The 23,220-nt window shown below is 67.3% G+C and carries 32 protein-coding genes and 3 tRNA genes; 31 read left to right on the top strand and 4 right to left on the bottom strand.

The window, feature by feature from the left end:
- Nucleotides 1-20: 20 nt before the first annotated feature.
- The 20 genes from trpC to AC07YS_RS22465 all read left to right on the top strand — a co-directional run bounded on the left by trpC (nt 21) and on the right by AC07YS_RS22465 (nt 11,741).
- The gene (trpC, locus tag AC07YS_RS22560; RefSeq protein WP_495269789.1) at nt 21-821 is read left to right on the top strand and encodes an indole-3-glycerol phosphate synthase TrpC; all 801 of its coding nucleotides are present in this window, start codon (nt 21-23) and stop codon (nt 819-821) included.
- The gene (locus AC07YS_RS22555) at nt 818-1,540 is read left to right on the top strand and encodes a uracil-DNA glycosylase (RefSeq protein WP_495269788.1); all 723 of its coding nucleotides are present in this window, start codon (nt 818-820) and stop codon (nt 1,538-1,540) included. Before trpC ends, AC07YS_RS22555 begins: the two co-directional genes overlap by 4 nt.
- 94 nt (nt 1,541-1,634) lie before the next feature.
- Nucleotides 1,635-1,720, top strand: a tRNA-Tyr gene (locus AC07YS_RS22550).
- 65 nt (nt 1,721-1,785) lie between these two features.
- Nucleotides 1,786-1,859 (top strand) — tRNA-Gly (locus AC07YS_RS22545).
- 42 nt (nt 1,860-1,901) lie between these two features.
- A tRNA-Thr gene (locus AC07YS_RS22540) sits at nt 1,902-1,976 on the top strand.
- Between the two features lie 73 nt (nt 1,977-2,049).
- A complete protein-coding gene (tuf, locus tag AC07YS_RS22535) occupies nt 2,050-3,243 on the top strand; it encodes an elongation factor Tu (protein ID WP_062478858.1) in 1,194 nt (397 codons plus the stop codon).
- A 21-nt stretch (nt 3,244-3,264) separates the two neighbouring features.
- The gene (gene rpsJ / locus AC07YS_RS22530; RefSeq protein ID WP_007838118.1) at nt 3,265-3,579 is read left to right on the top strand and encodes a 30S ribosomal protein S10; all 315 of its coding nucleotides are present in this window, start codon (nt 3,265-3,267) and stop codon (nt 3,577-3,579) included.
- 151 nt (nt 3,580-3,730) lie between these two features.
- Entirely contained in the window at nt 3,731-5,311 is a 1,581-nt protein-coding gene (locus AC07YS_RS22525) for a hypothetical protein (RefSeq protein WP_495275731.1), read from the top strand.
- A gap of 16 nt (nt 5,312-5,327) precedes the next feature.
- Nucleotides 5,328-5,882 (top strand): hypothetical protein, encoded by a 555-nt coding sequence (locus AC07YS_RS22520; protein WP_495269604.1) that lies wholly within the window; start codon nt 5,328-5,330, stop codon nt 5,880-5,882.
- Between the two features lie 236 nt (nt 5,883-6,118).
- On the top strand, nt 6,119-6,799 hold the full coding sequence (gene rplC / locus AC07YS_RS22515; RefSeq protein WP_062478866.1) for a 50S ribosomal protein L3: 681 nt from the start codon (nt 6,119-6,121) through the stop codon (nt 6,797-6,799).
- A complete protein-coding gene (gene rplD / locus AC07YS_RS22510) occupies nt 6,799-7,419 on the top strand; it encodes a 50S ribosomal protein L4 (RefSeq protein WP_062478869.1) in 621 nt (206 codons plus the stop codon). Before rplC ends, rplD begins: the two co-directional genes overlap by 1 nt.
- Entirely contained in the window at nt 7,416-7,751 is a 336-nt protein-coding gene (rplW, locus tag AC07YS_RS22505; RefSeq protein WP_056576559.1) for a 50S ribosomal protein L23, read from the top strand. Before rplD ends, rplW begins: the two co-directional genes overlap by 4 nt.
- Before the next feature lie 2 nt (nt 7,752-7,753).
- A complete protein-coding gene (gene rplB / locus AC07YS_RS22500; protein WP_056576555.1) occupies nt 7,754-8,578 on the top strand; it encodes a 50S ribosomal protein L2 in 825 nt (274 codons plus the stop codon).
- 10 nt (nt 8,579-8,588) lie between these two features.
- Nucleotides 8,589-8,867, top strand: a complete 279-nt coding sequence (rpsS, locus tag AC07YS_RS22495; RefSeq protein WP_062478874.1) for a 30S ribosomal protein S19 — start codon at nt 8,589-8,591, stop codon at nt 8,865-8,867.
- A 9-nt stretch (nt 8,868-8,876) separates the two neighbouring features.
- On the top strand, nt 8,877-9,209 hold the full coding sequence (rplV, locus tag AC07YS_RS22490; protein ID WP_007838134.1) for a 50S ribosomal protein L22: 333 nt from the start codon (nt 8,877-8,879) through the stop codon (nt 9,207-9,209).
- A gap of 17 nt (nt 9,210-9,226) precedes the next feature.
- Entirely contained in the window at nt 9,227-10,138 is a 912-nt protein-coding gene (gene rpsC / locus AC07YS_RS22485; RefSeq protein ID WP_062478877.1) for a 30S ribosomal protein S3, read from the top strand.
- 52 nt (nt 10,139-10,190) lie between these two features.
- Complete coding sequence (rplP, locus tag AC07YS_RS22480; RefSeq protein ID WP_007838137.1) at nt 10,191-10,607, top strand: 50S ribosomal protein L16; 417 nt, start codon at nt 10,191-10,193, stop codon at nt 10,605-10,607.
- A 55-nt stretch (nt 10,608-10,662) separates the two neighbouring features.
- Nucleotides 10,663-10,872, top strand: coding sequence for a 50S ribosomal protein L29 (gene rpmC / locus AC07YS_RS22475; protein WP_056577224.1), 210 nt, complete (start codon nt 10,663-10,665; stop codon nt 10,870-10,872).
- A gap of 9 nt (nt 10,873-10,881) precedes the next feature.
- Nucleotides 10,882-11,151: a 30S ribosomal protein S17 gene (rpsQ, locus tag AC07YS_RS22470; RefSeq protein WP_062478880.1), complete on the top strand. Its 270-nt coding sequence runs from the start codon at nt 10,882-10,884 to the stop codon at nt 11,149-11,151.
- 83 nt (nt 11,152-11,234) lie between these two features.
- Nucleotides 11,235-11,741, top strand: a complete 507-nt coding sequence (locus AC07YS_RS22465; RefSeq protein WP_070061892.1) for a peroxiredoxin — start codon at nt 11,235-11,237, stop codon at nt 11,739-11,741.
- Nucleotides 11,742-11,850: 109 nt separating this feature from the next.
- Here AC07YS_RS22465 and AC07YS_RS22460 read toward each other — a convergent pair whose 3' ends face one another.
- Nucleotides 11,851-12,441, bottom strand: a complete 591-nt coding sequence (locus AC07YS_RS22460; protein WP_495269603.1) for a GNAT family N-acetyltransferase — start codon at nt 12,439-12,441, stop codon at nt 11,851-11,853.
- A complete protein-coding gene (locus AC07YS_RS22455; protein ID WP_062478887.1) occupies nt 12,438-13,145 on the bottom strand; it encodes a cytochrome b/b6 domain-containing protein in 708 nt (235 codons plus the stop codon). The genes AC07YS_RS22460 and AC07YS_RS22455 overlap by 4 nt, the downstream gene beginning before the upstream one ends.
- Nucleotides 13,146-13,306: 161 nt before the next feature.
- On the opposite strand from AC07YS_RS22455, the gene AC07YS_RS22450 reads away from it, so the two are divergent.
- Entirely contained in the window at nt 13,307-13,753 is a 447-nt protein-coding gene (locus AC07YS_RS22450) for a c-type cytochrome (RefSeq protein WP_307588257.1), read from the top strand.
- A gap of 151 nt (nt 13,754-13,904) precedes the next feature.
- Here AC07YS_RS22450 and AC07YS_RS22445 read toward each other — a convergent pair whose 3' ends face one another.
- Complete coding sequence (locus AC07YS_RS22445) at nt 13,905-14,402, bottom strand: TlpA disulfide reductase family protein (protein WP_070061896.1); 498 nt, start codon at nt 14,400-14,402, stop codon at nt 13,905-13,907.
- 102 nt (nt 14,403-14,504) lie between these two features.
- On the opposite strand from AC07YS_RS22445, the gene AC07YS_RS22440 reads away from it, so the two are divergent.
- The 10 genes from AC07YS_RS22440 (at nt 14,505) to AC07YS_RS22395 (ending at nt 21,861) form a co-directional block, all read left to right on the top strand.
- Nucleotides 14,505-15,041 (top strand): hypothetical protein, encoded by a 537-nt coding sequence (locus AC07YS_RS22440; protein WP_495269602.1) that lies wholly within the window; start codon nt 14,505-14,507, stop codon nt 15,039-15,041.
- Between the two features lie 188 nt (nt 15,042-15,229).
- Nucleotides 15,230-15,685: a PTS sugar transporter subunit IIA gene (locus tag AC07YS_RS22435; RefSeq protein WP_062478898.1), complete on the top strand. Its 456-nt coding sequence runs from the start codon at nt 15,230-15,232 to the stop codon at nt 15,683-15,685.
- On the top strand, nt 15,654-15,923 hold the full coding sequence (locus AC07YS_RS22430) for an HPr family phosphocarrier protein (RefSeq protein ID WP_062478901.1): 270 nt from the start codon (nt 15,654-15,656) through the stop codon (nt 15,921-15,923). Before AC07YS_RS22435 ends, AC07YS_RS22430 begins: the two co-directional genes overlap by 32 nt.
- A 10-nt stretch (nt 15,924-15,933) precedes the next feature.
- Entirely contained in the window at nt 15,934-17,739 is a 1,806-nt protein-coding gene (gene ptsP / locus AC07YS_RS22425; RefSeq protein ID WP_139700413.1) for a phosphoenolpyruvate--protein phosphotransferase, read from the top strand.
- A gap of 168 nt (nt 17,740-17,907) precedes the next feature.
- Nucleotides 17,908-18,291, top strand: a complete 384-nt coding sequence (locus tag AC07YS_RS22420; RefSeq protein WP_062478905.1) for a hypothetical protein — start codon at nt 17,908-17,910, stop codon at nt 18,289-18,291.
- An 89-nt stretch (nt 18,292-18,380) separates the two neighbouring features.
- Nucleotides 18,381-18,845 carry a Spy/CpxP family protein refolding chaperone gene (locus AC07YS_RS22415; protein ID WP_095950136.1) on the top strand — a complete coding sequence of 155 codons (465 nt, stop codon included), beginning with the start codon at nt 18,381-18,383 and terminating at the stop codon, nt 18,843-18,845.
- Nucleotides 18,838-19,329 carry a DUF4260 domain-containing protein gene (locus AC07YS_RS22410; protein WP_495269601.1) on the top strand — a complete coding sequence of 164 codons (492 nt, stop codon included), beginning with the start codon at nt 18,838-18,840 and terminating at the stop codon, nt 19,327-19,329. Before AC07YS_RS22415 ends, AC07YS_RS22410 begins: the two co-directional genes overlap by 8 nt.
- Nucleotides 19,330-19,334: 5 nt before the next feature.
- Nucleotides 19,335-19,715, top strand: a complete 381-nt coding sequence (locus AC07YS_RS22405; RefSeq protein ID WP_495269600.1) for a hypothetical protein — start codon at nt 19,335-19,337, stop codon at nt 19,713-19,715.
- A gap of 50 nt (nt 19,716-19,765) precedes the next feature.
- Entirely contained in the window at nt 19,766-20,464 is a 699-nt protein-coding gene (locus tag AC07YS_RS22400; RefSeq protein WP_062478915.1) for a response regulator transcription factor, read from the top strand.
- A complete protein-coding gene (locus AC07YS_RS22395) occupies nt 20,461-21,861 on the top strand; it encodes a sensor histidine kinase (protein WP_095950133.1) in 1,401 nt (466 codons plus the stop codon). The genes AC07YS_RS22400 and AC07YS_RS22395 overlap by 4 nt, the downstream gene beginning before the upstream one ends.
- Here the strand turns inward: AC07YS_RS22395 and AC07YS_RS22390 are convergent.
- Nucleotides 21,842-23,215 carry an efflux transporter outer membrane subunit gene (locus AC07YS_RS22390; RefSeq protein WP_495269599.1) on the bottom strand — a complete coding sequence of 458 codons (1,374 nt, stop codon included), beginning with the start codon at nt 23,213-23,215 and terminating at the stop codon, nt 21,842-21,844. The two genes, AC07YS_RS22395 and AC07YS_RS22390, sit on opposite strands and share 20 nt — an antisense overlap.
- Nucleotides 23,216-23,220 lie beyond the last annotated feature (5 nt).

Below are 23,220 nucleotides of genomic sequence, written 5' to 3'. Positions count from 1 at the left end.
CACCGAAAGCAGAGCAAGCCATGTCAGACATTCTCGACAAGATCGTCGCCGTCAAGCGCCAGGAAGTTGCCGCCGCACTGAAGCGTGCCCCGCTCGAGGCCGTGCGCTTCGACGCCGAAAGCCGCGTGCTCACGCGCGACTTCGAGGCCGCGTTGCGCGCCAAGATCGCGGCCGGCCAGGCGGCGGTGATCGCCGAGGTCAAGAAGGCCAGCCCGAGCAAGGGCGTGCTGCGCGAAGACTTCATTCCGGCCGACATCGCGCAAAGCTATGCCGAGGGCGACGGCGTGGTGAGCGCGGCCTGCCTCTCGGTGCTGACCGACAAGCAGTTCTTCCAGGGTGGCGTCGACTACCTCAAGCAGGCGCGCGCCTCGTGTGGCCTGCCCGTGCTGCGCAAGGATTTCATCGTCGACGCCTACCAGGTGTACGAGTCGCGCGCGATGGGCGCCGACGCGATCCTGCTGATCGCCGCCTGCCTCGACGACGCGCAGATGAAGGACTACGAAGCCATCGCGCGCGGGTTGGGCATGGCGGTGCTGGTCGAGGTGCACGACGCGGCCGAGCTCGATCGCGCGCTGAAGCTCAAGACACCGCTCATCGGCGTCAACAACCGCAACCTGCGCAACTTCGAGGTGTCGATCCAGGCGACGATCGATCTGTTGCCCAGGCTGCCGGCGGATCGCCTGCCGGTGACCGAATCGGGCATTGCCACGCGCGAGGACGTCGCCACGCTGCGCGCCGCGGGCGTCAACGCCTTCCTGGTCGGCGAAGCCTTCATGCGCGCCAAGGAACCCGGCGAGGCGCTCGCCGCATTGTTCAAATGACGCGGCCGGACCAGCTGTCGAGCAGCGATCCCGCCGACTGGCCGGTGGCGCCGGGCTGGCAGCCGCTGGTCGACGATTTCTTTGCCGGCGCGGTCGGCCAGAAGCTGCAGGGCTTCCTGCGCGAGCGCCTCGACGCCGGGGCGGTGATCTTTCCGCCGCAGCCGCTGCGGGCGCTGGAACTCACGCCGCCGGAAGACGTGCGCGTGGTGATCCTGGGCCAGGACCCGTACCACGGGCGCGGGCAGGCCGAGGGGCTGGCCTTCTCGGTGGCGTCGGGCGTGGCCCTGCCGCCGTCGCTGCGCAACATCTTCAAGGAGCTCCAGCGCGACCTGGGCACGCCGCCGCCGGCGTTTCCGAATCCGGGCGGCAGTCTCGTGAAATGGGCGACGCACGGCGTGCTGCTGCTCAACACCTGCCTCACGGTCGAGGAGGCCCAGCCGGCCAGCCATTCGGGCCGCGGCTGGGAGGTGCTGACCGACGCCGTGATTCGCCATGTGGCGCAGGGCGAGCGACCTGTTGTTTTTATGCTATGGGGCTCGCACGCGCAAAGTAAGCGTGCGTTGATCGATGTTGGGCGCCATAAGGTGCTGATGTCGAATCATCCCTCGCCGCTGTCTGCGCTCCGGCCGCCGGTTCCGTTCATCGGCTGCGGTCATTTTGGTCAAGCCCGTGCATGGCGTGAGGCGCAGCAGTCGGGAGGCTCCGAACTTCGCTCATAATCAGAGGCTTCACACCTCGAGCAGGTTTCCACGCTTCATCTTTTGCTGGGAATCCTGTGTAGTCACAAAATCGTGCTATATTTCGAGGTTCGCCGGAGAGGTGGCCGAGTGGTTAATGGCAGCAGACTGTAAATCTGCCCTCTTACGAGTACGCTGGTTCGAATCCAGCCCTCTCCACCAGCGATGAATTTGGTTTCTAAGAGCGATTGGATCTAGCGCTTTGGGTGCCTTGAAGTGCCCCCGATGCGGGAGTAGTTCAATGGTAGAACCCCAGCCTTCCAAGCTGATGACGCGGGTTCGATTCCCGTCTCCCGCTCCAGAGACCCGGTTCGGCGCCGGAAGCGATTTGGTTAGAACAAAAGCCCTTTTGGCTCAGTGGTAGAGCACTCCCTTGGTAAGGGAGAGGTCGCGGGTCCGATTCCCGCAAAGGGCACCAGTTTTCTGGGGTTGCAACGACAGGCTTGCGACCCATCTGCATGCGTTGAAATCGTTTTTTTCGGAGTCGAAAAATGGCAAAAGGTAAATTCACCCGCACCAAGCCGCACGTGAACGTGGGCACGATCGGTCACGTTGACCACGGCAAGACCACGCTGACGGCTGCGATCGCCACCGTGCTGTCGGCCAAGTTCGGCGGCGAAGCCAAGGCTTACGACCAGATCGACGCAGCGCCTGAAGAAAAGGCCCGCGGCATCACGATCAACACCGCGCACGTCGAGTACGAAACGGCCAACCGCCATTACGCACACGTCGACTGCCCCGGCCACGCCGACTACGTGAAGAACATGATCACCGGCGCTGCCCAGATGGACGGCGCCATCCTGGTGTGCTCGGCCGCTGACGGCCCGATGCCCCAGACCCGTGAACACATCCTGCTGGCTCGCCAGGTGGGCGTGGGCTACATCATCGTGTTCCTGAACAAGTGCGACATGGTCGACGACAAGGAGCTGCTCGAGCTGGTCGAAATGGAAGTTCGCGAACTCCTCGACAAGTACGAATTCCCCGGCGACGACACCCCCATCATCCACGGCTCGGCCAAGCTCGCCCTGGAAGGCGACAAGGGCGACCTGGGCGAAGGCGCCATCATGAAGCTGGCAGAAGCCCTGGACACGTACATCCCCACGCCTGAGCGCGCTGTGGACGGCACGTTCCTGATGCCCGTGGAAGACGTGTTCTCGATCTCGGGTCGCGGCACCGTGGTGACCGGCGCTGTCGAGCGCGGCGTGATCAAGGTCGGCGAAGAAATCGAAATCGTCGGTATCCGCCCCACCGTCAAGACCACCTGCACCGGCGTGGAAATGTTCCGCAAGCTGCTGGACCAGGGTCAAGCTGGCGACAACGTCGGCGTGCTGCTGCGCGGCACGAAGCGCGAAGAAGTCGAGCGCGGCCAAGTGCTGTGCAAGCCCGGCTCGATCAAGCCGCACGTGCACTTCACCGCCGAGGTGTATGTCCTGTCCAAGGACGAAGGCGGCCGTCACACGCCGTTCTTCAACAACTACCGTCCGCAGTTCTACTTCCGCACGACGGACGTGACCGGCGCGATCGAGCTGCCCGCGGACAAGGAAATGGTCATGCCCGGCGACAACGTCAGCATCACCGTGAAGCTGATCAACCCGATCGCGATGGAAGAAGGCCTGCGCTTCGCCATCCGTGAAGGCGGCCGTACCGTGGGTTCGGGCGTCGTGGCCAAGATCCTCGACATCTAAGCCGGACGCAAAGGAATCACCATGGCTACCAAGCAAAAGATCCGCATCCGCCTGAAGGCATTCGACTACAAGCTGATCGACCAGTCGGCCGCTGAAATCGTGGACACCGCCAAGCGCACCGGCGCGATCGTCAAGGGCCCCGTGCCCCTGCCGACCCGCATGAAGCGTTTCGACATCCTGCGTTCGCCGCACGTCAACAAGACGTCGCGCGACCAGCTGGAAATCCGCACGCACCAGCGCCTGATGGACATCGTCGACCCCACCGACAAGACCGTGGACGCGCTGATGAAGCTCGACCTGCCGGCCGGCGTCGACGTCGAGATCAAGCTGCAGTAATTCGACCTCGCGTCGCATTCCGAGCACAGCCCGCCTGCAGAAATGCAGGCGGGCTTTTTTGTGCTTCACGTTTGTTTCTCAAGTGTGGCATCCTCGCGCACCGGCCTGCGGGACGCAGTGCGCCGGGGCTGAAATGAGGGCAGCACACGTGATGAGCCAGAAGTTCTCTTTTGCATTCGGTGCGGCGTGCATCGCAGCGGCATTGCTGGCAGGTTGCGGTGGGGGAGGCGGTGGTGGCGGAGGCGGCGGTGGGTTTCCCATCGGCCTGCCGATCGTGCTGAACCCGGTCACCCTGAGCGGGAAAGCCACTTACGACTCGGTGCCGAACAACAGCGGGCCCCTCCTGTACGCGAACACCACAGCCAAGCCCGTGCGCGGCGCCACGGTGGAAGTGCTCGATGCCAACACATCGGCGCAGCTCGCGTTGACCGCCACGGATGACGGTGGCAATTACGCGGTCTCGGTGCCGGCGAACACGAACATCACCGTGCGCGTCCGGGCCCAGCTGACCCGGACCGGCCCGGGCGCGACCTGGGATGTCACGGTGCGCGACAACACCCGCAGCGACGCGCTGTACTCGATGCAGTCGGCGAGCTTTTCGTCGGGAAGCGTGGCATTGACGCGCGACCTGCGTGCGGACAGCGGCTGGGGAGGTTCTGGCTACAGCGGGACGCGCGTCGCAGCGCCGTTCGCCGTGCTCGACACGATCTACACCTCCATGCAGAAGGTGCTGTCGGTGGCGCCAGCTTCGGCGTTTCCTGTGCTGAAGGTTTTCTGGAGTGCCGACAATGCGCCGTCCACGTCGATCAACCTCGCGACAGGGCAAATCGGCACGACCTTCTTCTTCAACAACGGAAGCAGCGGTCGGCAGATCTATGTGCTGGGCAAGGAGAACGTCGACACCGACGAGTTCGACGCACCGGTGATCGCGCATGAGTGGGGGCACTATTACCAGTCGGCGTTCAGCCGCGACGATTCGATGGGGGGCGAGCATGACGGAACGGATCGTCTCGACCGGCGGCTCGCTTTTTCCGAGGGCTGGGGCAATGCATGGTCGGGCATCGCGCTGAACCGGAGCAACTACGTGGACTCGACGGGTGCGCAGCAGGGCGACGGTGGGCGGCTGGATCTGTCCGCCGGGCCCCCGACCGGCAACCCGGGCTGGTTCCGCGAACTGTCGGTCCAGGCCATCCTGTGGAACCTCAACCGGCAAGCCGGCTTCAAGCCCATCCACGACACCTTGACCGGCTTCCAGTTTCGAAGCGGCGCGCCGGTCACGTCCATCCACGCGTTCGCCGCCGCGTTCAATGCGACGTCGCCTGGCAACGCCTCGGCGCTGAACAGCCTGTTGGCTGGGCAGGGCATCACCTCCAGCGATGCATTCGGCACGGGCGAATCGAACGACGGCGGGGTGCCAAGAGCGCTGCCGATGTACGGAGCCTTGACGGTTGGTCCGGCGCCGAGCAGTGCCTGCGTCTCCAATGCGGCGGGTACCGGCAACAAGCACGGCAGCATTGCCTACCTGCGCTTCACCGCGCCGGCGAACCGGGACTACCAAGTCACGGTCGGGGGCGCCACGCTGCCGGACTTCGACGTCTTCCGAGGCGGAGAGATCGCCCGGTCGGGCAACCGGGTCAGCCTGAGCGCGGGTGAGTACGTTCTGGCAGTGCGGGATGCTGCAATGACGAGCACCTCTGCTTCGCCGCTGTGCCTCAGCGTGCTCGTTCAATAGGAAGGGAAGGCTCGCGATGATCCTGAACACTCGCCTCTCTTTGGCTGCCGCGTTGGCGGCGGGACTTGCACTGTCCGCGCTCCCGGTCTCTGCCCTGGCCGACGGCATGCCACCGGCGCGCACCACTGCGAAGCTGTCGGCTGCAGCCTCGAAGGATGCGGCCACCCCCTGGGTGACCGCATCGAGAAAACCCAATGACTCCGGCGTCAAGCTGCAGTACCGGCTGGGCGGTGCGCCTCAGGCCGGCAAGCCGACGGTCGTCGTTCTGCAGTTCGACGGCGTCAGCGACCCCGCGGGCGCCAGCGTGACGCTGACGGTCGATGCGGGCCTGACGCTGTCCGGCAGCGCGTCGCTGAGCCTGCCGCCGGGACAGCGCTCCGACACTTCTGTCACGGTGGTCAGCCAGGGTGAGGGTCTGGCCTACCTGAATGTGTTCATCAAGCAGGCTGGTCGGACCAGTGCCATTTCCATCCCGATCCAGACTGGCGCGGCGGCGCCCGCCATGAAGGCCAATGGCGAGATCAAGTCGCTGCCAGGCGGCGACAACATCATCTCGCTGCCCGCGAAATAGGCTCGAAAGCCGCCCGAAACGGGGCCGGAAGCCCCTGAATCCGGACCGGAAAGGGCCACTTGCGCCCATGTTCGACTGCGGGCTATAATCTCTGGCTCTGCCCTTGTTGCGTCCGTTCGGGCGCCGTTCTGGCGGAGATTTATCAACCTTCTCTCGCAGGCCGGGAAACCAGCCAAACGCTGTCGCCAATTGAAGTGGCAGCGGCGAAGGAAGTCTTCCATTTTTGGAGAAAACAAATGAGTCTGAGCAACTCCCTCGGGTTGCTGGGCCGCAAGGTGGGGATGATGCGTCTCTTCACCGATGACGGGGACGCAGTTCCTGTCACGGTGGTGGATGTGTCCAACAACCGTGTGACCCAGATCAAGTCCCAAGAGACCGATGGCTACGTCGCCCTGCAGGTGACGTTCGGTTCGCGCAAAGCATCGCGCGTGACCAAGCCCCAAGCCGGCCACCTTGCCAAGGCAGGTGTCGAAGCTGGTGAAATCATCCAGGAATTCCGCGTCACCGCCGATACCGCAGGTCAGCACAAGGCTGGCGGCGTGATCGCGGCGAGCAGCGTGTTCTCCGTGGGCCAGAAGGTGGACGTGCAAGGCACGACCATCGGCAAGGGCTACGCCGGCACGATCAAGCGTCACAACATGAGCTCGCAGCGCGCGTCGCACGGTAACAGCCGTTCGCACAACGTGCCCGGCTCGATCGGCATGGCACAAGACCCCGGTCGCGTGTTCCCCGGCAAGCGCATGACGGGCCACCTCGGCGACGTCACCCGCACGACGCAAAACCTCGACGTGTTCCGCATCGACGAAGCACGTCAGCTGCTGCTCATCAAGGGCGCGATCCCGGGTTCGAAGGGTGGCTTCGTCACCGTGCGTCCCGCCATCAAGGCCAAGCCGCAAGCGGCTGAAGGAGCGAAGTAATGCAACTCGAACTCCTGAACGAACAAGGCCAGGCCGCGTCGAAGTACGACGCCCCCGAGACCGTGTTCGGCCGTGACTACAACGAAGACCTGGTCCACCAGATCGTCGTTGCATTCCAGGCCAACGCCCGTCAAGGCACGCGCGCCCAGAAGGACCGCGAACAGGTCAAGCACTCGACCAAGAAGCCTTTCAAGCAAAAGGGAACGGGCCGCGCCCGCGCCGGTATGACGTCCTCGCCCCTGTGGCGCGGAGGCGGCCGGATCTTCCCGAACATGCCTGACGAAAACTTCTCGCAGAAGATCAACAAGAAGATGTACCGCGCCGGCATGGCCTCCATCTTCTCGCAGCTCGCTCGCGAAGGCCGTCTGGCCGTGGTCGATTCGCTGACCGTGGATTCGCCCAAGACGAAGCCGCTGGCAGCCCGTTTCAAGGCAATGAATCTCGAGTCCGTGCTCGTGATCGCCGAAGAAGTCGACGAAAACCTGTACCTTGCCTCGCGCAATCTGGTCAACATCCTCGTGGTCGAACCCCGTTACGCCGATCCGGTGTCGCTGGTTCACTACAAGAAGGTGCTGGTCACCAAGGGTGCCGTCGACAAGCTCAAGGAGATGTTCGCATGAGCCGCGTGAACCCCACCCCTGCACAACGTAAGTTCGACGAAGGCCGTCTCATGAACGTGCTGGTCGCACCGATCGTGTCCGAAAAGGCCACGATGGTCGGCGAGAAGTCGAACGCTGTCACTTTCAAGGTGCTGCAAGACGCCACCAAGCCCGAGATCAAGGCCGCTGTCGAACTGATGTTCAAGGTCGAAGTCCAGGGCGTGTCGGTGCTCAACACCAAGGGCAAGACCAAGCGCTTTGGCAAGTCCATCGGCCGCCGCGACAACGTGCGCAAGGCTTATGTGACGCTGAAGGCCGGTCAAGAGCTCAACCTCGTCGGGGAAGGCGCTTAATCATGGCCGTCATCAAGATGAAACCCACTTCGCCGGGCCAACGCGGCGCGGTGAAGATTTCGCGTGACCACCTGCACAAGGGTGCGCCTCACGCAGCCCTGCTGGAACCCCAGTTCCAGAAGGCCGGCCGTAACAACAACGGTCACATCACGATCCGCCATCGTGGCGGTGGTGCCAAGCACCACTACCGCATTGTCGACTTCGTGCGCAACAAGGACGGCATCCCGGCCAAGGTCGAACGCATCGAGTACGACCCGAACCGCACCGCCCACATCGCTCTGGTCTGCTACGCCGACGGCGAGCGCCGCTACATCATCGCCCCGCGCGGTCTGGAAGCCGGTGCAACCCTGATGTCGGGCGCCGAAGCCCCGATCCGCGCCGGCAACACCCTGCCGATCCGCAACATCCCCGTGGGTTCGACGATCCACTGCATCGAACTGCAACCCGGCAAGGGCGCGCAGATCGCACGTTCGGCCGGTACCTCGGCCACGCTGCTGGCCCGTGAAGGCGTCTACGCCCAGGTTCGCATGCGTTCGGGCGAAGTCCGTCGCATTCACATCGAATGCCGCGCGACCATCGGTGAAGTGGCCAACGAAGAACACAGCCTGCGCCAGCTCGGCAAGGCCGGTGTGAAGCGTCACATGGGTATTCGCCCGACCGTTCGCGGCGTGGTGATGAACCCGGTCGACCACCCGCACGGTGGTGGCGAAGGCAAGACTGGCGAAGGCCGCCATCCTGTCGACCCGTGGGGCAATCTGACCAAGGGCTATCGCACCCGTAACAACAAGCGCACGCAGGTCTTCATCGTGTCGCGTCGCAAGAAGTAAGGGATAGCCAATGACTCGCTCTCTCAAAAAGGGTCCTTTCGTCGACCACCACCTCGTGGCCAAGGCCGACAAGGCCGTGACGAACAAGGACAAGAAGCCGATCAAGACCTGGTCGCGCCGCTCGATGGTTCTGCCCGAGTTCATCGGTCTGACCATCGCTGTGCACAACGGCAAGCAACACGTGCCCGTGTACATCACCGACCAGATGGTCGGCCACAAGCTCGGCGAATTTGCGCTCACGCGCACGTTCAAGGGGCACCCCGCGGACAAAAAAGTCCAGAAGAAGTAAGGAACGACCATGTCTGAAACACGTGCAGTCCTCCGCGGTGTCCGCCTGTCGGTCGACAAGGGCCGTCTGGTCGCGGACCTGATCCGCGGCAAGAAGGTCGATCAAGCGCTCAACGTTCTGCAATTCACGCAGAAGAAGGCCGCTGTGATCATCAAGAAGGTGCTCGAGTCGGCGATTGCCAACGCCGAGCACAACGACGGTGCCGACATCGACGAGCTGAAGGTCAAGACCATCTACGTCGAGCAAGGTGCAACGCTCAAGCGCTTCACGGCGCGCGCCAAGGGTCGCGGCAATCGCATCAGCAAGCCCACGTGCCATGTGTACGTGACGGTTGGCAACTAAGAAGGCCTGGAAGAAATATGGGACAGAAAATCCACCCAACCGGGTTCCGCCTTGCGGTCACCCGTAACTGGTCCAGCCGTTGGTACGCAAGCGACCGCGATTTCGCGGGCATGCTGGCCGAAGACATCAAGGTTCGCGAATACCTGAAGAAGAAGCTGAAGAACGCTTCGGTGTCGCGCGTCATGATCGAGCGTCCCGCCAAGAACGCACGCATCACGATTTACTCGGCTCGTCCGGGCGTCGTGATCGGCAAGAAGGGCGAAGACATCGAGAACCTCAAGCGCGAACTGGGCAAGCAGCTCGGCGTGCCGGTTGCGGTCAACATCGAAGAAGTGCGCAAGCCCGAAATCGATGCGCAGCTGATCGCCGACAGCATCACGCAGCAGCTCGAAAAGCGGATCATGTTCCGCCGCGCCATGAAGCGCGCCATGCAGAACGCCATGCGTCTGGGTGCCCTGGGCATCAAGATCATGTCGGCTGGCCGCCTGAACGGCATCGAAATCGCACGTACCGAGTGGTACCGCGAAGGCCGCGTGCCGCTTCACACCCTGCGCGCCGACATCGACTACGGCACCTCGGAAGCCAAGACCACCTACGGCGTCATCGGCGTCAAGGTCTGGGTCTACAAGGGCGACACGCTGGGTCGCAACGACCTGCCGGCCGTCGAAACGCCGCGTCCGGACGAAGAGCGCCGCCCGCGTGGTCCCCGCCGTGATGGTCGCCCTGGCGACCGTCCGGGTGGCGACCGTCGTGGTCCCGGCCCCCGTGCCGGTGCCCGTGGTCCGATCGGTGGCAACACCGCTCCGGCCGATGGCAGCGACAAGCCCGCAGAAGCAACCGGCGGTGCCGGTGCAGACTCGAAACCCGCCGTTAAGCGCGTCCGCAAAGCCGCGCCCGCTGCAGCAGCGGACGGTGCCAAGACCGAGTAATCGGTCGCTCCCGGGCACGCAAGTGCCTGGGGCCCTCACGGAGTAACAAAACATGCTGCAACCTGCACGCAGAAAGTTCCGCAAGGAACAAAAGGGCCGCAACACCGGCATCGCAACCACGGGTAACTCGGTTGCGTTCGGTGACTTCGGTCTCAAATGCACCGACCGCGGTCGCCTCACGGCGCGCCAGATCGAAGCCGCTCGTCGCGCGATTTCGCGTCACGTGAAGCGCGGTGGCCGTATCTGGATCCGCGTGTTCCCGGACAAGCCGATCTCTACCAAGCCCGCTGAAGTGCGGATGGGTAACGGTAAGGGCAACCCCGAGTACTACGTCGCTGAAATCCAGCCTGGCAAGATCGTGTTCGAGATCGTCGGCGTGCCCGAAGAACTCGCCCGCGAAGCGTTCCGCCTGGCCGCCGCCAAGCTTCCGCTGCGCACGACGTTCGTCGCTCGCCAGCTCGGCGCCTGAGAGGAGAACATCCATGGCAACACGTAAGAAGAAAGAAACCGCGGCTTCGGCCAAGGTGACGAAGGCCGCAACCCTGCGCACGAAGGACGTCGCAGGCCTGCAAGCCGAAATCAAGGATCTGCAGAAGGCCCACTTCGGCCTGCGCATGCAGAAGGCCACGCAACAGCTGTCGAACACCACGACGCTGCGCGTGACGCGTCGCGACATCGCTCGCGCCAAGACCATTCTTGCTCAGAAAGAGCAAGAGACCCAAGCCGCCAAGTAAGGAGTGAACATGACGGAAGCTAAAAAATCCCTCAAGCGCACCTTGATCGGCAAGGTGGTCAGCGACAAGCGTGCCAAGACCGTGACCGTGCTGGTCGAGCGCCGTGTGAAGCACGAGCTCTACGGCAAGATCGTGGCCAAGACGAGCAAGTACCACGCCCATGACGAAAAGGGCGAGTACCACCTCGGCGACACCATCGAGATCACGGAAAGCCGTCCGATCTCGAAGACCAAGAACTGGGTCGTGACCCGTCTGGTCGAGAAGGCCGTCCTGGTCTGATCAGGCACTCGGTCGCCCTCGAGGCAACCCATCCGGAAACGGCCCACAATGTGGGCCGTTTTTCTTTTTCAGGAGCAATTCACATGATCAAAGTCGGCGACACCCTTCCTTCGGCCACCCTGCAGGAATATTCCGAAGTGGAGGGCGAGGGCTGCAGCATCGGCCCGAACCCGGTCGACGTGACCAAGGCCACGGCGGGCAAGACCATCGCGCTGTTCGCACTGCCGGGCGCCTTCACGCCCACCTGCTCGGCCAAGCACGTGCCGGGCTACGTGCAGCACTTCGACGACTTCAAGGCCGCCGGCGTGGACGAGATCTGGTGCGTGAGCGTGAACGACGCCTTCGTGATGGGCGCCTGGGCGCGCGACCAGAAGACCGGCGCCAAGGTGCGCATGCTGGCCGATGGCAGCGCCGACTTCGCGAAGGCCACCGGCCTCACGCTCGACCTGACCGGTCGCGGCATGGGCCTGCGCAGCAACCGCTACTCGATGCTCGTGAAGGACGGCAAGGTCGCGACGCTGAACGTCGAAGGCCCGGGCAAGTTCGAAGTGAGCGACGCCGACACGCTTCTCGCACAAGCCCGCGGCTGAACCCGGATCTTTCGTGGGGGCCGCCGCGCACGGCCGCCCGAAGCGGCCGGCCCGCCCCCGGTAGGGGGTTGGAGAAGCGACACGAAGTGCGCGCAGCCTGGGGGCGAGCCTAGAGCTCTACTTTGAGGTAGTGAGCCCCGGCGACGGGGTTGTGATAGTAGGGCGGCACCTCCGCGAAGCCCAGGTCTTCGTAGAGGGCGCGCGCCGACTCCATGTCGTCGAGGGTGTCGAGCAGCACGCAGCCATAGCCTGCGCTGCGGGCTGCATCGAGGATGGCCTCGGCCAGCTGCCGGCCGAGCCCGAGCCCCCGGAACCCGGGGCGCACATACAGCCGTTTCATTTCCGCTGCGTTCGCGTAGTCCGTGGTGTCGAGCGGGCGCAGTGCGCAGCAGCCCGCCACGTGGGCGATCGTGCCGTCGGCGCGCTTCAGCGTGGGCGCGGCGCGGCCGGCGTCCTCGTTCACGTGGGCGGGATCGACCAGCGCCAGCAGCAAGGTGCCGCGCGGCTCGGCGTACTCGCCGGGCAGTCCGGCCAGCTCGCCGTCGAAGTCCTGGAAGTCGAGATCGATGGCCAGCGAGCCCGCGTAGTCGCGGAAGATCGCACGCACGGCATCGACCTCGTGCGGTTCGTCGGGTGTGAGCAGCACCACGGCCGGCGTGTCCGACAGCGGCAGCGGGCGGGAGACGGAAAAGCCGCTCATACGCGCAACGACGCCACCCAGAACGCCACGCCCGCGCACAGCGCGAACAGCACCAGCGCCAGCGTGCGCGACACCGCATCGTCGCGGCTCGGAGCCACGCCGTTGCCATTGCCATTCCCGTTGGAGGCCGCACCGGCGACCACCAGCTTGTCACCCGACAGCATCGGCCCGACCAGCCGGTGCCGCTTGACCAGCACATAGAACAGCACCGCCAGCACATGCAGGCTCACCAGGGCGATCACGATCCACTTGCCCTGCGCCTTGTGCCAGCCCGTCGCCAGGCTCACCATGGCGCCCGACACGAAGCGGGTCAGCGGCCCGGACGCGGAAATCTCGTCGTCGGCCATCAGCCCGGTGGCGACCTGCAGGATCAACAGCGCCAGCACCGCGAACACCGACAGCGCGCCCAGCGGCGTGTGGCCGATCAGGTGGTCGGGGTGCGACTTGCCGCGCAGGTAGGCGATGACCGAGCCCGGCGCGTAGATGAAGGCCGCGAAGCGCGACCAGCGCCCGCCCACGACCCCCCAGATCAGCCGGAACAGCAGCAGCGCCAGCACCGTGTAGCCGAGGCGGAAATGCCATTCCATGATGCCGTTCAGGCCCGTCACGATCAGGCCGATCACGGCGAAGGCGAGCGCCCAGTGAAAGAGGCGGGTCGGCAGGTCCCAGACGCGTGTGCGGGCCACCGAAAGGGTGTCGGTCATCGAAAAAGGCGCCGGGGCGCGAGGCTGCGGAAGGCGCAGATTAGCAAAGTCCGGCCCGGTCGTTCCACCGGGTTGTTGCTATGCGCCCGACACGGGCAGCCCCTACACTGCCTGCAGCACCGCGTTCGACGGTGCCCAAAACCCCCACACAAGGACCCACGATGACCCGTTTTGCTTCGTTCGCCCTTGCAGCCGCCTGCGCTGCGATGTCCCTGCCCGCCGCGGCACAGTTCGCCAAGCCCGAAGATGCCATCAAGTACCGCCAGAGCGCGCTGTTCGTGATGGGCCAGCACTTCAGCCGCCTCGGCGCCATGGCCAACGGCCGCGTGCCCTATGACGCTGCCGCCGCTGCCGCCAACGCCGAGATCGTCGCCGACATGGCCAAGCTGCCCTGGGCCGGCTTCGGCGCCGGCACCGAGGGCGGCAAGGCCAAGCCCGAGCTCTGGAAGGAAGCCGCGAAGTTCAAGGAGCACCAGGACAAGGTGATCGCCGAGACCGGCAAGTTGGTGGTTGCCGCGAAGGCCGGCAACATCGATGCGCTCAAGGCCCAGTTCGGCCCGACCGGCGCCAGCTGCAAGGCCTGCCACGACAGCTTCCGCAACCAGTAAGCCGCGGGCTTTCGCAATGAAAAAGGCGCTCCGCAAGGAGCGCCTTTTTCGTTCCAGGGATACCGCGAAACCGGCTTTGCCGGGCCGCTGGTATCGCCCCCGGCAGGGGGAAGGCGCGCGCGACACGAAGTGCGCTCAGCCTGGGGGCGAGTCAAGCTTCCGCCAGGAGCTTTTCGATCAGCTTGTGCAACTCGGCAAAGTCGGGCTCGCCCACATAGCGCTTCACGATCTCGCCCTTCTTGTTGACGATGAAGGTGGTTGGCGTGAGCTTCACGTCGCCCCAGGCCTGCGCCACGCTGCCGGTGTTGTCGATCGCCACCTTGAACGGCAGCTTGCGGGTTTCGGCGAAGTTGACGACGTAGCTCGGCGGGTCGTAGCTCATGGCCACCGCCAGCGTGTCATAGCCCTTGGACTTGTACTTGTCGTAGGTCGAGATCACCTTGGGCATCTCGGCCACGCAGGTCACGCAGCTCGTGGCCCAGAAGTTGACCAGCGTGACCTTGCCCTTCAGGTCGGCCGTGCTCTTGGTGGTGCCGTCGAGCAGCACGAAGGTCGAGGCCGGGGCGGCGGTGCTGCCCGAACCGAGGTACACGCCCACGCCGGCGGCCAGGGCGATCACGACGGCAGCAGCAGCGATGTATTTTTTCATGGGCACCTGAATGAGAGAGGCGGCGCGATTTTAGTTCCGCGTGCCGGAACGCGCCGGCACACCCGCTTCATTCCCCGAAGGCCGCTCGATAATCGTCCTCCGATGCCCTCGCTTCCTTCCCCCTCCTGGCCCGTGCTGGCCCTGGCCGCCGCGCTGGGCGCCTGCAGCCCCACCTTCAACTGGCGCGAAGTGCCGATCGCCGACGCCGGCCTGGTCGCGCTGCTGCCCTGCAAGGCCGACCGCGCCCAGCGCGCGCTGCCGCTGGGTGCCGAGTCGGTGCAGGTCGACATGACCGGCTGCGAAGCCGGCGGCGCGACCTTCGCCGTGGCCCATGCCGCCGCCACCAGCCCGGCGCAGGCCGAGGCCTGGCTCACGGCCTGGCGCACGGCCACGCGCGGCCAGCTGGGCGTGGCGCAGGTGATCGAGGGGCCGATGACCTTGCCGCGGGCCACCGCTGTTCCCGCGCCGGTGCGGCTCGACGGGCAATCGGCGCAGCAGGGCGTGGCGCCGGTCCAGGTGCTCTGGTTTGCGCAGTCGCAGAAAGACGGCAGCGTGTCGCTCTACCAGGCCACCGTGCTCGGCCGGCCGTCCTCGCCCGAGGCGACCAAGACCTTCTTCGAGGGCCTGCGCCTGCCATGAGCAGGGGCCGGCCGACAGGCCGCGATGCGCGGGCCAGCTATCGTTTTCATAGCTGTTGCCGCGGCGCAAACCGACACCCCGGTCACGCGCCCGCCATGGCCGCTTTCCCCGGCTGCCGCGTTGTGTCCTCGATGTCTCTACTTCCTTTGGGCGCCCCCGCATAATCGACGCGTCGTCCTCCGAGCCGCATGAACAGCATCCTCATCATTGCCCACTCCCCGTTCGCACAGGCGCTGCGGCAGTGCGCGCTGCATGTGTTCCCCGACTGCGAACAGGCCGTCGTGGCCCTCGACGTGCTGCCCAACGTGTCGCCCGAGGAAACGCTGGCCGCCGCGCGCATCACGCTCGCGCAGCAGCTGCATGCGCCGCGCTCACAGGTGCTGGTGCTGGCCGACGTGTTCGGCGCCACGCCCTGCAACGTCGCGCAGAAGCTGGTGGACGGCGTGCGCTCGCGGCTCGTGGCCGGTGTCAACCTGCCGATGCTGCTGCGCGCCGTCACCTACCGCCACGAACCGCTCGACACCCTGGTGCAGCGCGCCCTCGCGGGCGGCACCGCCGGCGTGATGCAGGTGGCGGTGGCGGCTCCCCAGAACCAGGCGAAAAGAAAGCACAGTGATCAAGAAATCCGTGACCATCAGCAATAAGCTGGGCCTGCACGCACGCGCGTCGGCCAAGCTGACCAAGCTCGCCGGCAGCTTCCCCTGCGAGGTGTGGCTGTCGCGCGGCGACCGCCGCATCAACGCCAAGAGCATCATGGGCGTCATGATGCTGGCCGCCGGCCTCGGCGTGACCGTCGAGCTCGAGACCAACGGCCCGCAGGAAGATGAAGCCATGAACGCCATCGTCCAACTGATGGACGACAAGTTCGGCGAAGGCGAATAAGGACCCGCGCATGACCTTCGCAGTCCACGGTCTCCCGGTCGCCCGTGGCATTGCCATCGGCCGCGCGGTGCTGGTCGTGTCCAGCCGCATCGACGTGGCGCACTACTTCATCAAGCCTGAAGAGATCGAGACCGAGATCGACCGCGTGCGCACCGCGCGCAATGCGGTGGCCGACGAGCTCACCAAGCTGCAGGCCAGCGTGGCGCAGATGGGCCCCAACGACGCGCCGCACGAACTCGCGGCGCTGCTCGAGGTGCACCAGATGCTGCTGCAGGACGACGTGCTCAGCGGCGGCGTGAAGCACTGGATCAGCGAGCGGCTGTACAACGCCGAATGGGCGCTGACCACGCAGCTCGAGATCATCGCGCGCCAGTTCGACGAGATGGAGGACCCGTACCTGCGCGAGCGCAAGGCCGACCTCGAACAGGTGGTCGAGCGCATGCTGCATCGCATGAAGGGCACGGCCGCCGTGCTCGCGCCCAGCCCGCCGCGGCGCAAGCGCGCCGCCGCCGCGCACGACGACGAGGACGACGACCCCACCGCGGGCGACGGCTTCGACGTGCCGCTGGTGCTCATCGCGCACGACCTCTCGCCGGCCGACATGCTGCAGTTCAAGAAGAGCGTGTTCGCGGGCTTCGTGACCGACGTGGGCGGGCGCACCTCGCACACCGCCATCGTCGCGCGCAGCATGGACATCCCGGCCATCGTCGGCGCGCGCTCCGCGAGCCAGCTGGTGCGCCAGGACGACTGGGTCATCATCGACGGCGAGGCCGGCGTGATGATCGTCGACCCGTCGCCGATCATCCTGGCCGAGTACGGTTTCAAGCAGCGCCAGGGCGACCTCGAACGCGGGCGGCTCGCGCGGCTGCGCCACAAGCCCGCCGTCACGCTCGACGGCCAGCGCGTCGACCTGCTGGCCAACATCGAGATGCCCGAGGACACGGCCGGCGCCGTCAAGGCCGGCGCCGTGGGCGTGGGCCTCTTTCGCAGCGAGTTCCTCTTCATGGGCCGCGAGAACTCGGCGCGCCAGACGCGCCTGCCCGACGAGGAAGAGCAGTACCAGGCCTACAAGCGCGCGGTCGAGGGCATGCAGGGCATGCCCGTGACCATCCGCACCATCGACGTGGGCGCCGACAAGCCGCTGGACGGCAAGTCGGGCAGCAAGCAGGAGCACCTGAACCCCGCGCTCGGCCTGCGCGCCATCCGCTGGAGCCTGGCCGATCCGGCGATGTTCCTCACGCAGCTGCGCGCCATCCTGCGCGCGGCGGCGCACGGCGAGATCCACCTGCTCATTCCGATGCTCGCGCACGCCAGCGAGATCCGCCAGACGCTGTCGCTGATCGACTTCGCGCGCGCCGAACTCGACAACCGCGGCGCGGTGTACGGCCCGGTCAAGCTTGGCGCCATGATCGAGATCCCGGCCGCCGCGCTCACGCTCAAGACCTTCCTGAAGCACTTCGACTTCCTGTCGATCGGCACCAACGACCTGATCCAGTACACGCTGGCCATCGACCGCGCCGACGAGGCCGTTGCCCACCTCTACGACCCCGCACACCCCGCAGTGCTCAAGCTCGTGGCCGACACCATCACCGAGTGCCGCCGCCAGGGCAAGGGCGTGTCGGTGTGCGGCGAGATGGCCGGCGATGTCGCCTTCACGCGCCTGCTGCTGGGCCTAGGCCTGCGCAGCTTCTCCATGCACCCCTCGCGCATCCTCGCCGTGAAGCAAGAAGTGCTGCGCGCCGACACCGGCAAGCTCGAGCCCTGGGCGCAGGGCGTGCTCGACGCGGACGATCCCGCGGCCGCACTCGCGGGCTGAGCCCGCGCTTTCGCATACCTTTGTCTTCGTGATGCACCGTGAAAACGGTGGGTCGCGGGGCGGATGAAACAAACCGAAATACGGCGATACGGGCGTGAAAGGACTCGCCGCGCCTTGACGCGCACCATCAGGTCTCCTCTTCCAACCCCTGAAAGAAAGGCCTGCATCATGATCGTCAAGTCGTCCTTCTCCCTCGCGCAGCTCGTCGCTGTCGGTTCCTTCGCCATGCTCGCCGCCGCCGGCGCCAAGGCTGAAAGCTACGAGGGCGTCCACGCGCCCGTGTCGGCCATGAGCCGCGCCGACGTCAACGCCGAAGCCGTGCGTGCCGCCGCCGCACCCGACCAGAACGTCGTGCGCGGTTCGCGCGGCCCCGAGACCGTGGCCGTGTCGACCGACCGCGCCCGCGTCATCGCCGAAGCCGTGCGCACCGCCGCCGCCCCCGATCAGAACGTGACCTCCGGCTCGCGCGTGAACAGCAAGGTCATCTCGACGATGCAGAACCCCGTCGACGCGCGTGCCGCCGCCGCGCGCGACAGCGGCAACCGTCTCTGAGCCGACGATGCGGCGCCCCGGGCGGCGCCGCCGTCGCCACGTTCATCACTGAAGCAGCCCCGCGCAGGGGCGCATGAAGGAGCACCCCCATGAAGCACTGGATCAAACGAACCCTGTTCGGATTCGCCGGCCTGGCCGTCGTCGCCGGCAGCATCGCCGGCTGTGCCGGCCATCGCCACGGCTGGGGCGGCGACAGCGCCGAGTTCCGCGCCAAGATGGTCGAACGTGTCGGCAGCAAGCTCGAGCTCGACGCCGCGCAGAAGCAGAAGCTCACCGTGCTGGCGGAGAAGCTGCAGGCGCAGCGCCAGGCGATGCGCGGTGCGGGCGGATCGGGCGATCCGCGCTCGCAGTTCAAGGCGCTGTTCGCGGGCAACACGCTCGACCAGGCCGGCGCCGCGCGCCTGATCGAAGAGAAGACCGCCGTGGTGCGCACCGGCAGCCCCGAGGTCATCGCCGCCGCGGCCGATTTCTTCGACCACCTGAATCCGGCGCAACAGCAGAAGGTGCGTGACTTCATGGAGCGCGGCGGCCGCCGCTGGTCCCGCCATGGCTGAAATGGGCTCGCCCCCGGGCTGGGGGCGCTTCGTGTCGCTGCATCGACCTGCTCTACGGGCGCCGCAGCACCACGTCGCCTCCGTGGTGTCCCGCGAACCCGAAGCCCCGGCCGTAAACGGCGTGCGCACCGTGCTGCGCTTCGAAGGCGCGGTGGTGCTCGCGGTGGCGCTGGTCGGCTATGCCCAGTTCGGCATGGGCTGGGGCGTGTTCGCGCTCTGGCTGTTCGCGCCCGACCTTTCGCTGCTCGGCTACCTCGCGGGGCCGCGCGTCGGCGCGGCGCTGTACAACGCGGCGCACGCGCTGATCGGGCCGGTGCTGCTGCTGGCGCTGGGCGTGTTCGCGGCGCAGCCGTGGGCGGTGGCCGGGGGCCTGATCTGGCTGGCCCGCGTCGGGCTCGACCATGCGCTGGGCTTCGGCCTGAAGTACGCGACCGGTTTTGCCTCCACCCACCTCGGCCGCATCGGCCGCGCCGATCCATGGTGAGTGCCGTGGCCCATTCGCGTCCCCTGATGCGCCCCGCGCTCGCGCGCACCGTGATGCTGGGCGAGGCGTTCACGCTCGCCGCCGCGTCGGCGGTGCATGGCGGCTGGCTCGTGGCCGGCCACGCGCATCCGCAGGCGCGCACCGCCGAGGCCGTGATCGCCACCGTGCTGGTGTTCGCGGCGCTCGAAACCTGGCGCCGCCCCGCGCATGCCCGCACGGCGGCGATCGCCGGACAGGGCTTTGCCCTGCTGGGCACGCTGGTCGGCCTTGGCACCATCGTCGCGGGCATCGGCCCGCGCACGGTGCCCGACGTGGTCTACCACGTGCTCTTGCTCGCCGGCCTCACCGCCGGCCTGGTCTGGACGGTGCGATGCCGGCCGGATTGATTGCAAGCCTTGCCATTCGCGCTCTCTTTGCCAGGAGGCACAATCCCGCCATGCCGCGCATCCTGCTGATCGACGACGACGAACACCTCGCCGCGCCGCTGACCACCTACTTCGCACGTTTCGGCTGCACGCTCGACAGCGCCAAGCGCCCGAGCGAAGGCATCGCCAAGCTGCGCGCGGGGCACTACGACGCGGCCATCCTCGACGTCATGCTGCCCGAGATGGACGGCTTCGAACTGTGCCGCGAGATCCGCAAGGAAAGCGACATCCCCATCGTGATGCTCACCGCGCGCGGCGAGGTCATGGACCGCGTGGTCGGCCTCGAACTCGGCGCCGACGACTACGTGCCCAAGCCCTTCGAGCCGCGCGAACTGGTGGCGCGCGTGCAGACCATCCTGCGCCGCCAGCGCAGCGCGCCGGCAGCCGCTGCCGCCAACGCGCAGCTGCGCGTGTTCGACGGGCTCTCGATCGACCTCGACCGGCGCCAGGTGTTGCGCCACGGCGAGCGCGTGGAGCTCACCGGCACCGAGTTCGACCTGCTCGCGCTGCTGGCCGGCGAGCCCGGCAAGGTGTTCAGCCGCGACGACATCCTGAACCGGCTGCGCGGCCACGAGGCCGAGCTCTTCACGCGCGCGGTCGACATCGTGGTGAGCCGGCTGCGCAAGAAGCTCGAGCCGCTCGACTGCATCAAGACGCTGCGCAACGCCGGCTACGCGCTGGCCGTGGCGCCGGGCGAGCCTTCTTCATGAGATTTCCCCGCAGGCGCGCAGGCGCCGTGCCCGCCGACAACGAAGGCCTGTGCCCCGGCAAGGAGCGCCGCCGGCACTGGCACGCGCGCATGCACGCGCACATGCAGCAGCGCTGGCGCAGCTCGGTGCGCGTGCGCATCGTGATGATGTTCGTGGTGCTCGCGCTTGTGATGGCGGCGGTGTTCGTGGGCGGCATGAAGCGCTCCTTCTCCAGCACCTGGGCCGAGGCCGCGCAGCCGATGCTGATGGACTACGCCGACCGCCTCGTTGCCGAACTCGGCACGCCGCCCGACACGGTGCGCGCGCAGGCGCTGGTCGACCGGCTGCCGATCACGATCCGCATCACCGGGCCCAGCGTGAACTGGGAGTCGAACCCCGGCAACGACATGCACGCGCGCGGCGGCTGGTTCTACGACCGCGACCGCGAGGAGTCGATGTTCTCCACCGAGCGCTGGTTCGTGCGCCCCACGGCCGACGGGCACAAGGTCATCTTCGGCTGGGCGCCCCGGCTGTGGCAGCTCGCGCCGCGCGCGGCGGGCTGGACCACGCTGTGCGTGCTGCTGCTGCTCGTGGTGGTGGCCTACGCACTGGTGAGCCGGCTGCTGCGTCCGCTGATCGACATCCGCGAGGGCGCGCAGCGCTTCGGCCGCGGCGAGTTCACGCAGCCCATTCCGATCCGCCGCAACGACGACCTGGGCGACCTCGCGCAGCGCGTCAACACCATGGCCAGCGACATCCAGGCCATGCTCGACGCCAAGCGCGGCCTGCTGCTGGCGCTGAGCCACGAACTGCGCTCGCCGCTCACGCGGGCCCGGCTCAACGCCGAGCTGCTGCCCGCCACGCCCGAAGGCGAGGCCGAGCGCGAGGCATTGCTGCGCGACCTCAACGAGATGCGCGACCTGATCAGCGACCTGCTCGAAAGCGAACGCCTCGCGAGCCCGCATGCCGCGTTGCAGCGCGAGCCGGTCGACCTGGCCGCGCTGGTGCGCGAGATCGTGGCCGAGATGCCCGGCGCGCAAGCGGTGCAACTCGACCTCGCGGACGGCCTGGCGCCGCAGCCCGTCGACCGCATGCGCGTGCGCCTGATGGTGCGCAACCTGCTGGACAACGCGCTGCGCTACAGCGCCGGCGCACCGCAGCCACCGACCGTGAGCTTGCGCGCGCCGGCCGACGGCGGTGCCGAGCTGGAGGTGCGCGACTTCGGTCCCGGCGTGGACGACGCGCAGCTCGAACGCCTGACCGAGCCCTTCTATCGCACCGACGGCGCGCGGGCGCGCGCCACCGGTGGTGTCGGCCTCGGCATGTACCTGTGCCGGCTCATCGCCGAAGCCCACGGCGGGCGGCTCACGGTGCGCAACGCGCACCCCGGCCTGCAGATCAGCGTGCGGTTCGGCTGAGGCGCGTGGGGGCTGCCGCTTCGGCAGACCAGCCGCCGCCGAGCGCGTGGTAAAGCGCCACGCTGGCCTGCAACCGTGCCTGCAGCAGCTGCGCGCGTGCGTCCTGCGCGGCGAACAGCGTGCGCTGCGCATCGAGCAGCGTGAGCAGCGTCTCGGCACCTGCGCGGTAGCGCGACTCGGCGAGCGTGCGCGCACGCTCGGCCTGTGCCAGTTCCTCGTCCTGCGCGGTGCGCTGCGTATCGAGCGCGGCCACGGCGTCGAGCGCGGTCAGCGCATCGGTGAAGGCGGCCACGGTGGCGGCGCGGTAGGCCGCGAGCAGCTCTTCGCGCCGTGCGGTCGACAGGTCGCGCGCCGCCGCGCGCCGGCCGCCGTCGAAGACCGGCGCCGCGAGCGCCGCCGCCAGGCTGTACACCGGGTGATCGAACAGCGTGCCGAAGCGCGGCCCCGCCGCCGAAAGGCCGGCGCTCAGCGTGAGCGTGGGGAACATCGCCGCGCGCGCCGCCGTCACGTCGGCATCGGCCGCGGCCAGTGCGGCTTCGGCGCGTGCGATGTCGGGCCGGCGCGCGAGCAGGTCGGCCGGCAGGCTGGTGTCCACCGCGGGCAGCGCGAGCTGCTGCAGGCTGGTGGCCGTGATCCGCACCTCGCTGCCGGCCTGGCCGAGCCAGCGCGCCATGCGGATGTCCGCCGCGCGCGACTGCTGCCGCAGCGTGGCGGCCGTGCGCCGCTGCGACGCGACGATGCCGCGTTGCTGTGCGAGTTCGAGCGGCGAGGCCGCGCCCGCGCGCGCACGGGCCTCGACCAGCTGCAGCAGCCGTTCGGCATCGTCCAGGCTGCGCCGCGCGATGGCCGTGCGCTCGCGCAGGCCCAGCGCGTCGAGCCAGGCCGCGCCCGCGCCCGCGCGCAGTGCGAGGCGCACCGCGTCGCGGTCGAAGGCGCTGGCGCGTCGCGAGGCGCCGGCGCTGTCGCGCTGCGCGCGCAGGCGGCCCCACAGGTCGACCTCGTAACGTGCATCGAGCCCGAGCGCGCGCCGGTTGCCGCTCACGTTCGCATCGCCGCCGAGCCGGCCCTGGCGCTGCACATCGGCGGTGGCCGACAGCTCGGGCCAGGCCGAGGCGCCGGTGATGCGCTCCTGCGCCTCGGCCTGGCGCAGGCGCGCTTCGGCGGCATCGCCGTCGGGGTTGCCGGCATCGACCGCGGCGACAAAGGCCGGCAGCTCGGTGCTGCCGAAGCCACCCCACCACGGGTCTGCGACGGGGGCTGCAGTGGCGGGCGCATCGGTCGAAGGCGTCGCGCAGCCCGCGAGCAGCAGTGCCGCCAGGGCCAGCGCGGCGGGAGAGAAGAAAAGGCGCGTCATGGCAG

This window comes from Variovorax sp. GW458-11-26-14-LB1 (genome assembly GCF_059423965.1).
This window is presented reverse-complemented; position numbering and strand designations above follow the sequence as displayed.

What these genes read in the sequence shown, in the direction of transcription:
- trpC (WP_495269789.1), top strand. Translation starts at nt 21, where the DNA reads ATGTCAGACATTCTCGACAAGATCGTCGCCGTCAAGCGCCAGGAAGTT.
- AC07YS_RS22555 (WP_495269788.1), top strand. Translation starts at nt 818, where the DNA reads ATGACGCGGCCGGACCAGCTGTCGAGCAGCGATCCCGCCGACTGGCCG.
- tuf (WP_062478858.1), top strand. Translation starts at nt 2,050, where the DNA reads ATGGCAAAAGGTAAATTCACCCGCACCAAGCCGCACGTGAACGTGGGC.
- rpsJ (WP_007838118.1), top strand. Translation starts at nt 3,265, where the DNA reads ATGGCTACCAAGCAAAAGATCCGCATCCGCCTGAAGGCATTCGACTAC.
- AC07YS_RS22525 (WP_495275731.1), top strand. Translation starts at nt 3,731, where the DNA reads ATGAGCCAGAAGTTCTCTTTTGCATTCGGTGCGGCGTGCATCGCAGCG.
- AC07YS_RS22520 (WP_495269604.1), top strand. Translation starts at nt 5,328, where the DNA reads ATGATCCTGAACACTCGCCTCTCTTTGGCTGCCGCGTTGGCGGCGGGA.
- rplC (WP_062478866.1), top strand. Translation starts at nt 6,119, where the DNA reads ATGAGTCTGAGCAACTCCCTCGGGTTGCTGGGCCGCAAGGTGGGGATG.
- rplD (WP_062478869.1), top strand. Translation starts at nt 6,799, where the DNA reads ATGCAACTCGAACTCCTGAACGAACAAGGCCAGGCCGCGTCGAAGTAC.
- rplW (WP_056576559.1), top strand. Translation starts at nt 7,416, where the DNA reads ATGAGCCGCGTGAACCCCACCCCTGCACAACGTAAGTTCGACGAAGGC.
- rplB (WP_056576555.1), top strand. Translation starts at nt 7,754, where the DNA reads ATGGCCGTCATCAAGATGAAACCCACTTCGCCGGGCCAACGCGGCGCG.
- rpsS (WP_062478874.1), top strand. Translation starts at nt 8,589, where the DNA reads ATGACTCGCTCTCTCAAAAAGGGTCCTTTCGTCGACCACCACCTCGTG.
- rplV (WP_007838134.1), top strand. Translation starts at nt 8,877, where the DNA reads ATGTCTGAAACACGTGCAGTCCTCCGCGGTGTCCGCCTGTCGGTCGAC.
- rpsC (WP_062478877.1), top strand. Translation starts at nt 9,227, where the DNA reads ATGGGACAGAAAATCCACCCAACCGGGTTCCGCCTTGCGGTCACCCGT.
- rplP (WP_007838137.1), top strand. Translation starts at nt 10,191, where the DNA reads ATGCTGCAACCTGCACGCAGAAAGTTCCGCAAGGAACAAAAGGGCCGC.
- rpsQ (WP_062478880.1), top strand. Translation starts at nt 10,882, where the DNA reads ATGACGGAAGCTAAAAAATCCCTCAAGCGCACCTTGATCGGCAAGGTG.
- AC07YS_RS22465 (WP_070061892.1), top strand. Translation starts at nt 11,235, where the DNA reads ATGATCAAAGTCGGCGACACCCTTCCTTCGGCCACCCTGCAGGAATAT.
- AC07YS_RS22460 (WP_495269603.1), bottom strand. Translation starts at nt 12,441, where the DNA reads ATGAGCGGCTTTTCCGTCTCCCGCCCGCTGCCGCTGTCGGACACGCCG.
- AC07YS_RS22455 (WP_062478887.1), bottom strand. Translation starts at nt 13,145, where the DNA reads ATGACCGACACCCTTTCGGTGGCCCGCACACGCGTCTGGGACCTGCCG.
- AC07YS_RS22450 (WP_307588257.1), top strand. Translation starts at nt 13,307, where the DNA reads ATGACCCGTTTTGCTTCGTTCGCCCTTGCAGCCGCCTGCGCTGCGATG.
- AC07YS_RS22445 (WP_070061896.1), bottom strand. Translation starts at nt 14,402, where the DNA reads ATGAAAAAATACATCGCTGCTGCTGCCGTCGTGATCGCCCTGGCCGCC.
- AC07YS_RS22440 (WP_495269602.1), top strand. Translation starts at nt 14,505, where the DNA reads ATGCCCTCGCTTCCTTCCCCCTCCTGGCCCGTGCTGGCCCTGGCCGCC.
- AC07YS_RS22435 (WP_062478898.1), top strand. Translation starts at nt 15,230, where the DNA reads ATGAACAGCATCCTCATCATTGCCCACTCCCCGTTCGCACAGGCGCTG.
- ptsP (WP_139700413.1), top strand. Translation starts at nt 15,934, where the DNA reads ATGACCTTCGCAGTCCACGGTCTCCCGGTCGCCCGTGGCATTGCCATC.
- AC07YS_RS22420 (WP_062478905.1), top strand. Translation starts at nt 17,908, where the DNA reads ATGATCGTCAAGTCGTCCTTCTCCCTCGCGCAGCTCGTCGCTGTCGGT.
- AC07YS_RS22415 (WP_095950136.1), top strand. Translation starts at nt 18,381, where the DNA reads ATGAAGCACTGGATCAAACGAACCCTGTTCGGATTCGCCGGCCTGGCC.
- AC07YS_RS22410 (WP_495269601.1), top strand. Translation starts at nt 18,838, where the DNA reads ATGGCTGAAATGGGCTCGCCCCCGGGCTGGGGGCGCTTCGTGTCGCTG.
- AC07YS_RS22400 (WP_062478915.1), top strand. Translation starts at nt 19,766, where the DNA reads ATGCCGCGCATCCTGCTGATCGACGACGACGAACACCTCGCCGCGCCG.
- AC07YS_RS22395 (WP_095950133.1), top strand. Translation starts at nt 20,461, where the DNA reads ATGAGATTTCCCCGCAGGCGCGCAGGCGCCGTGCCCGCCGACAACGAA.
- AC07YS_RS22390 (WP_495269599.1), bottom strand. Translation starts at nt 23,215, where the DNA reads ATGACGCGCCTTTTCTTCTCTCCCGCCGCGCTGGCCCTGGCGGCACTG.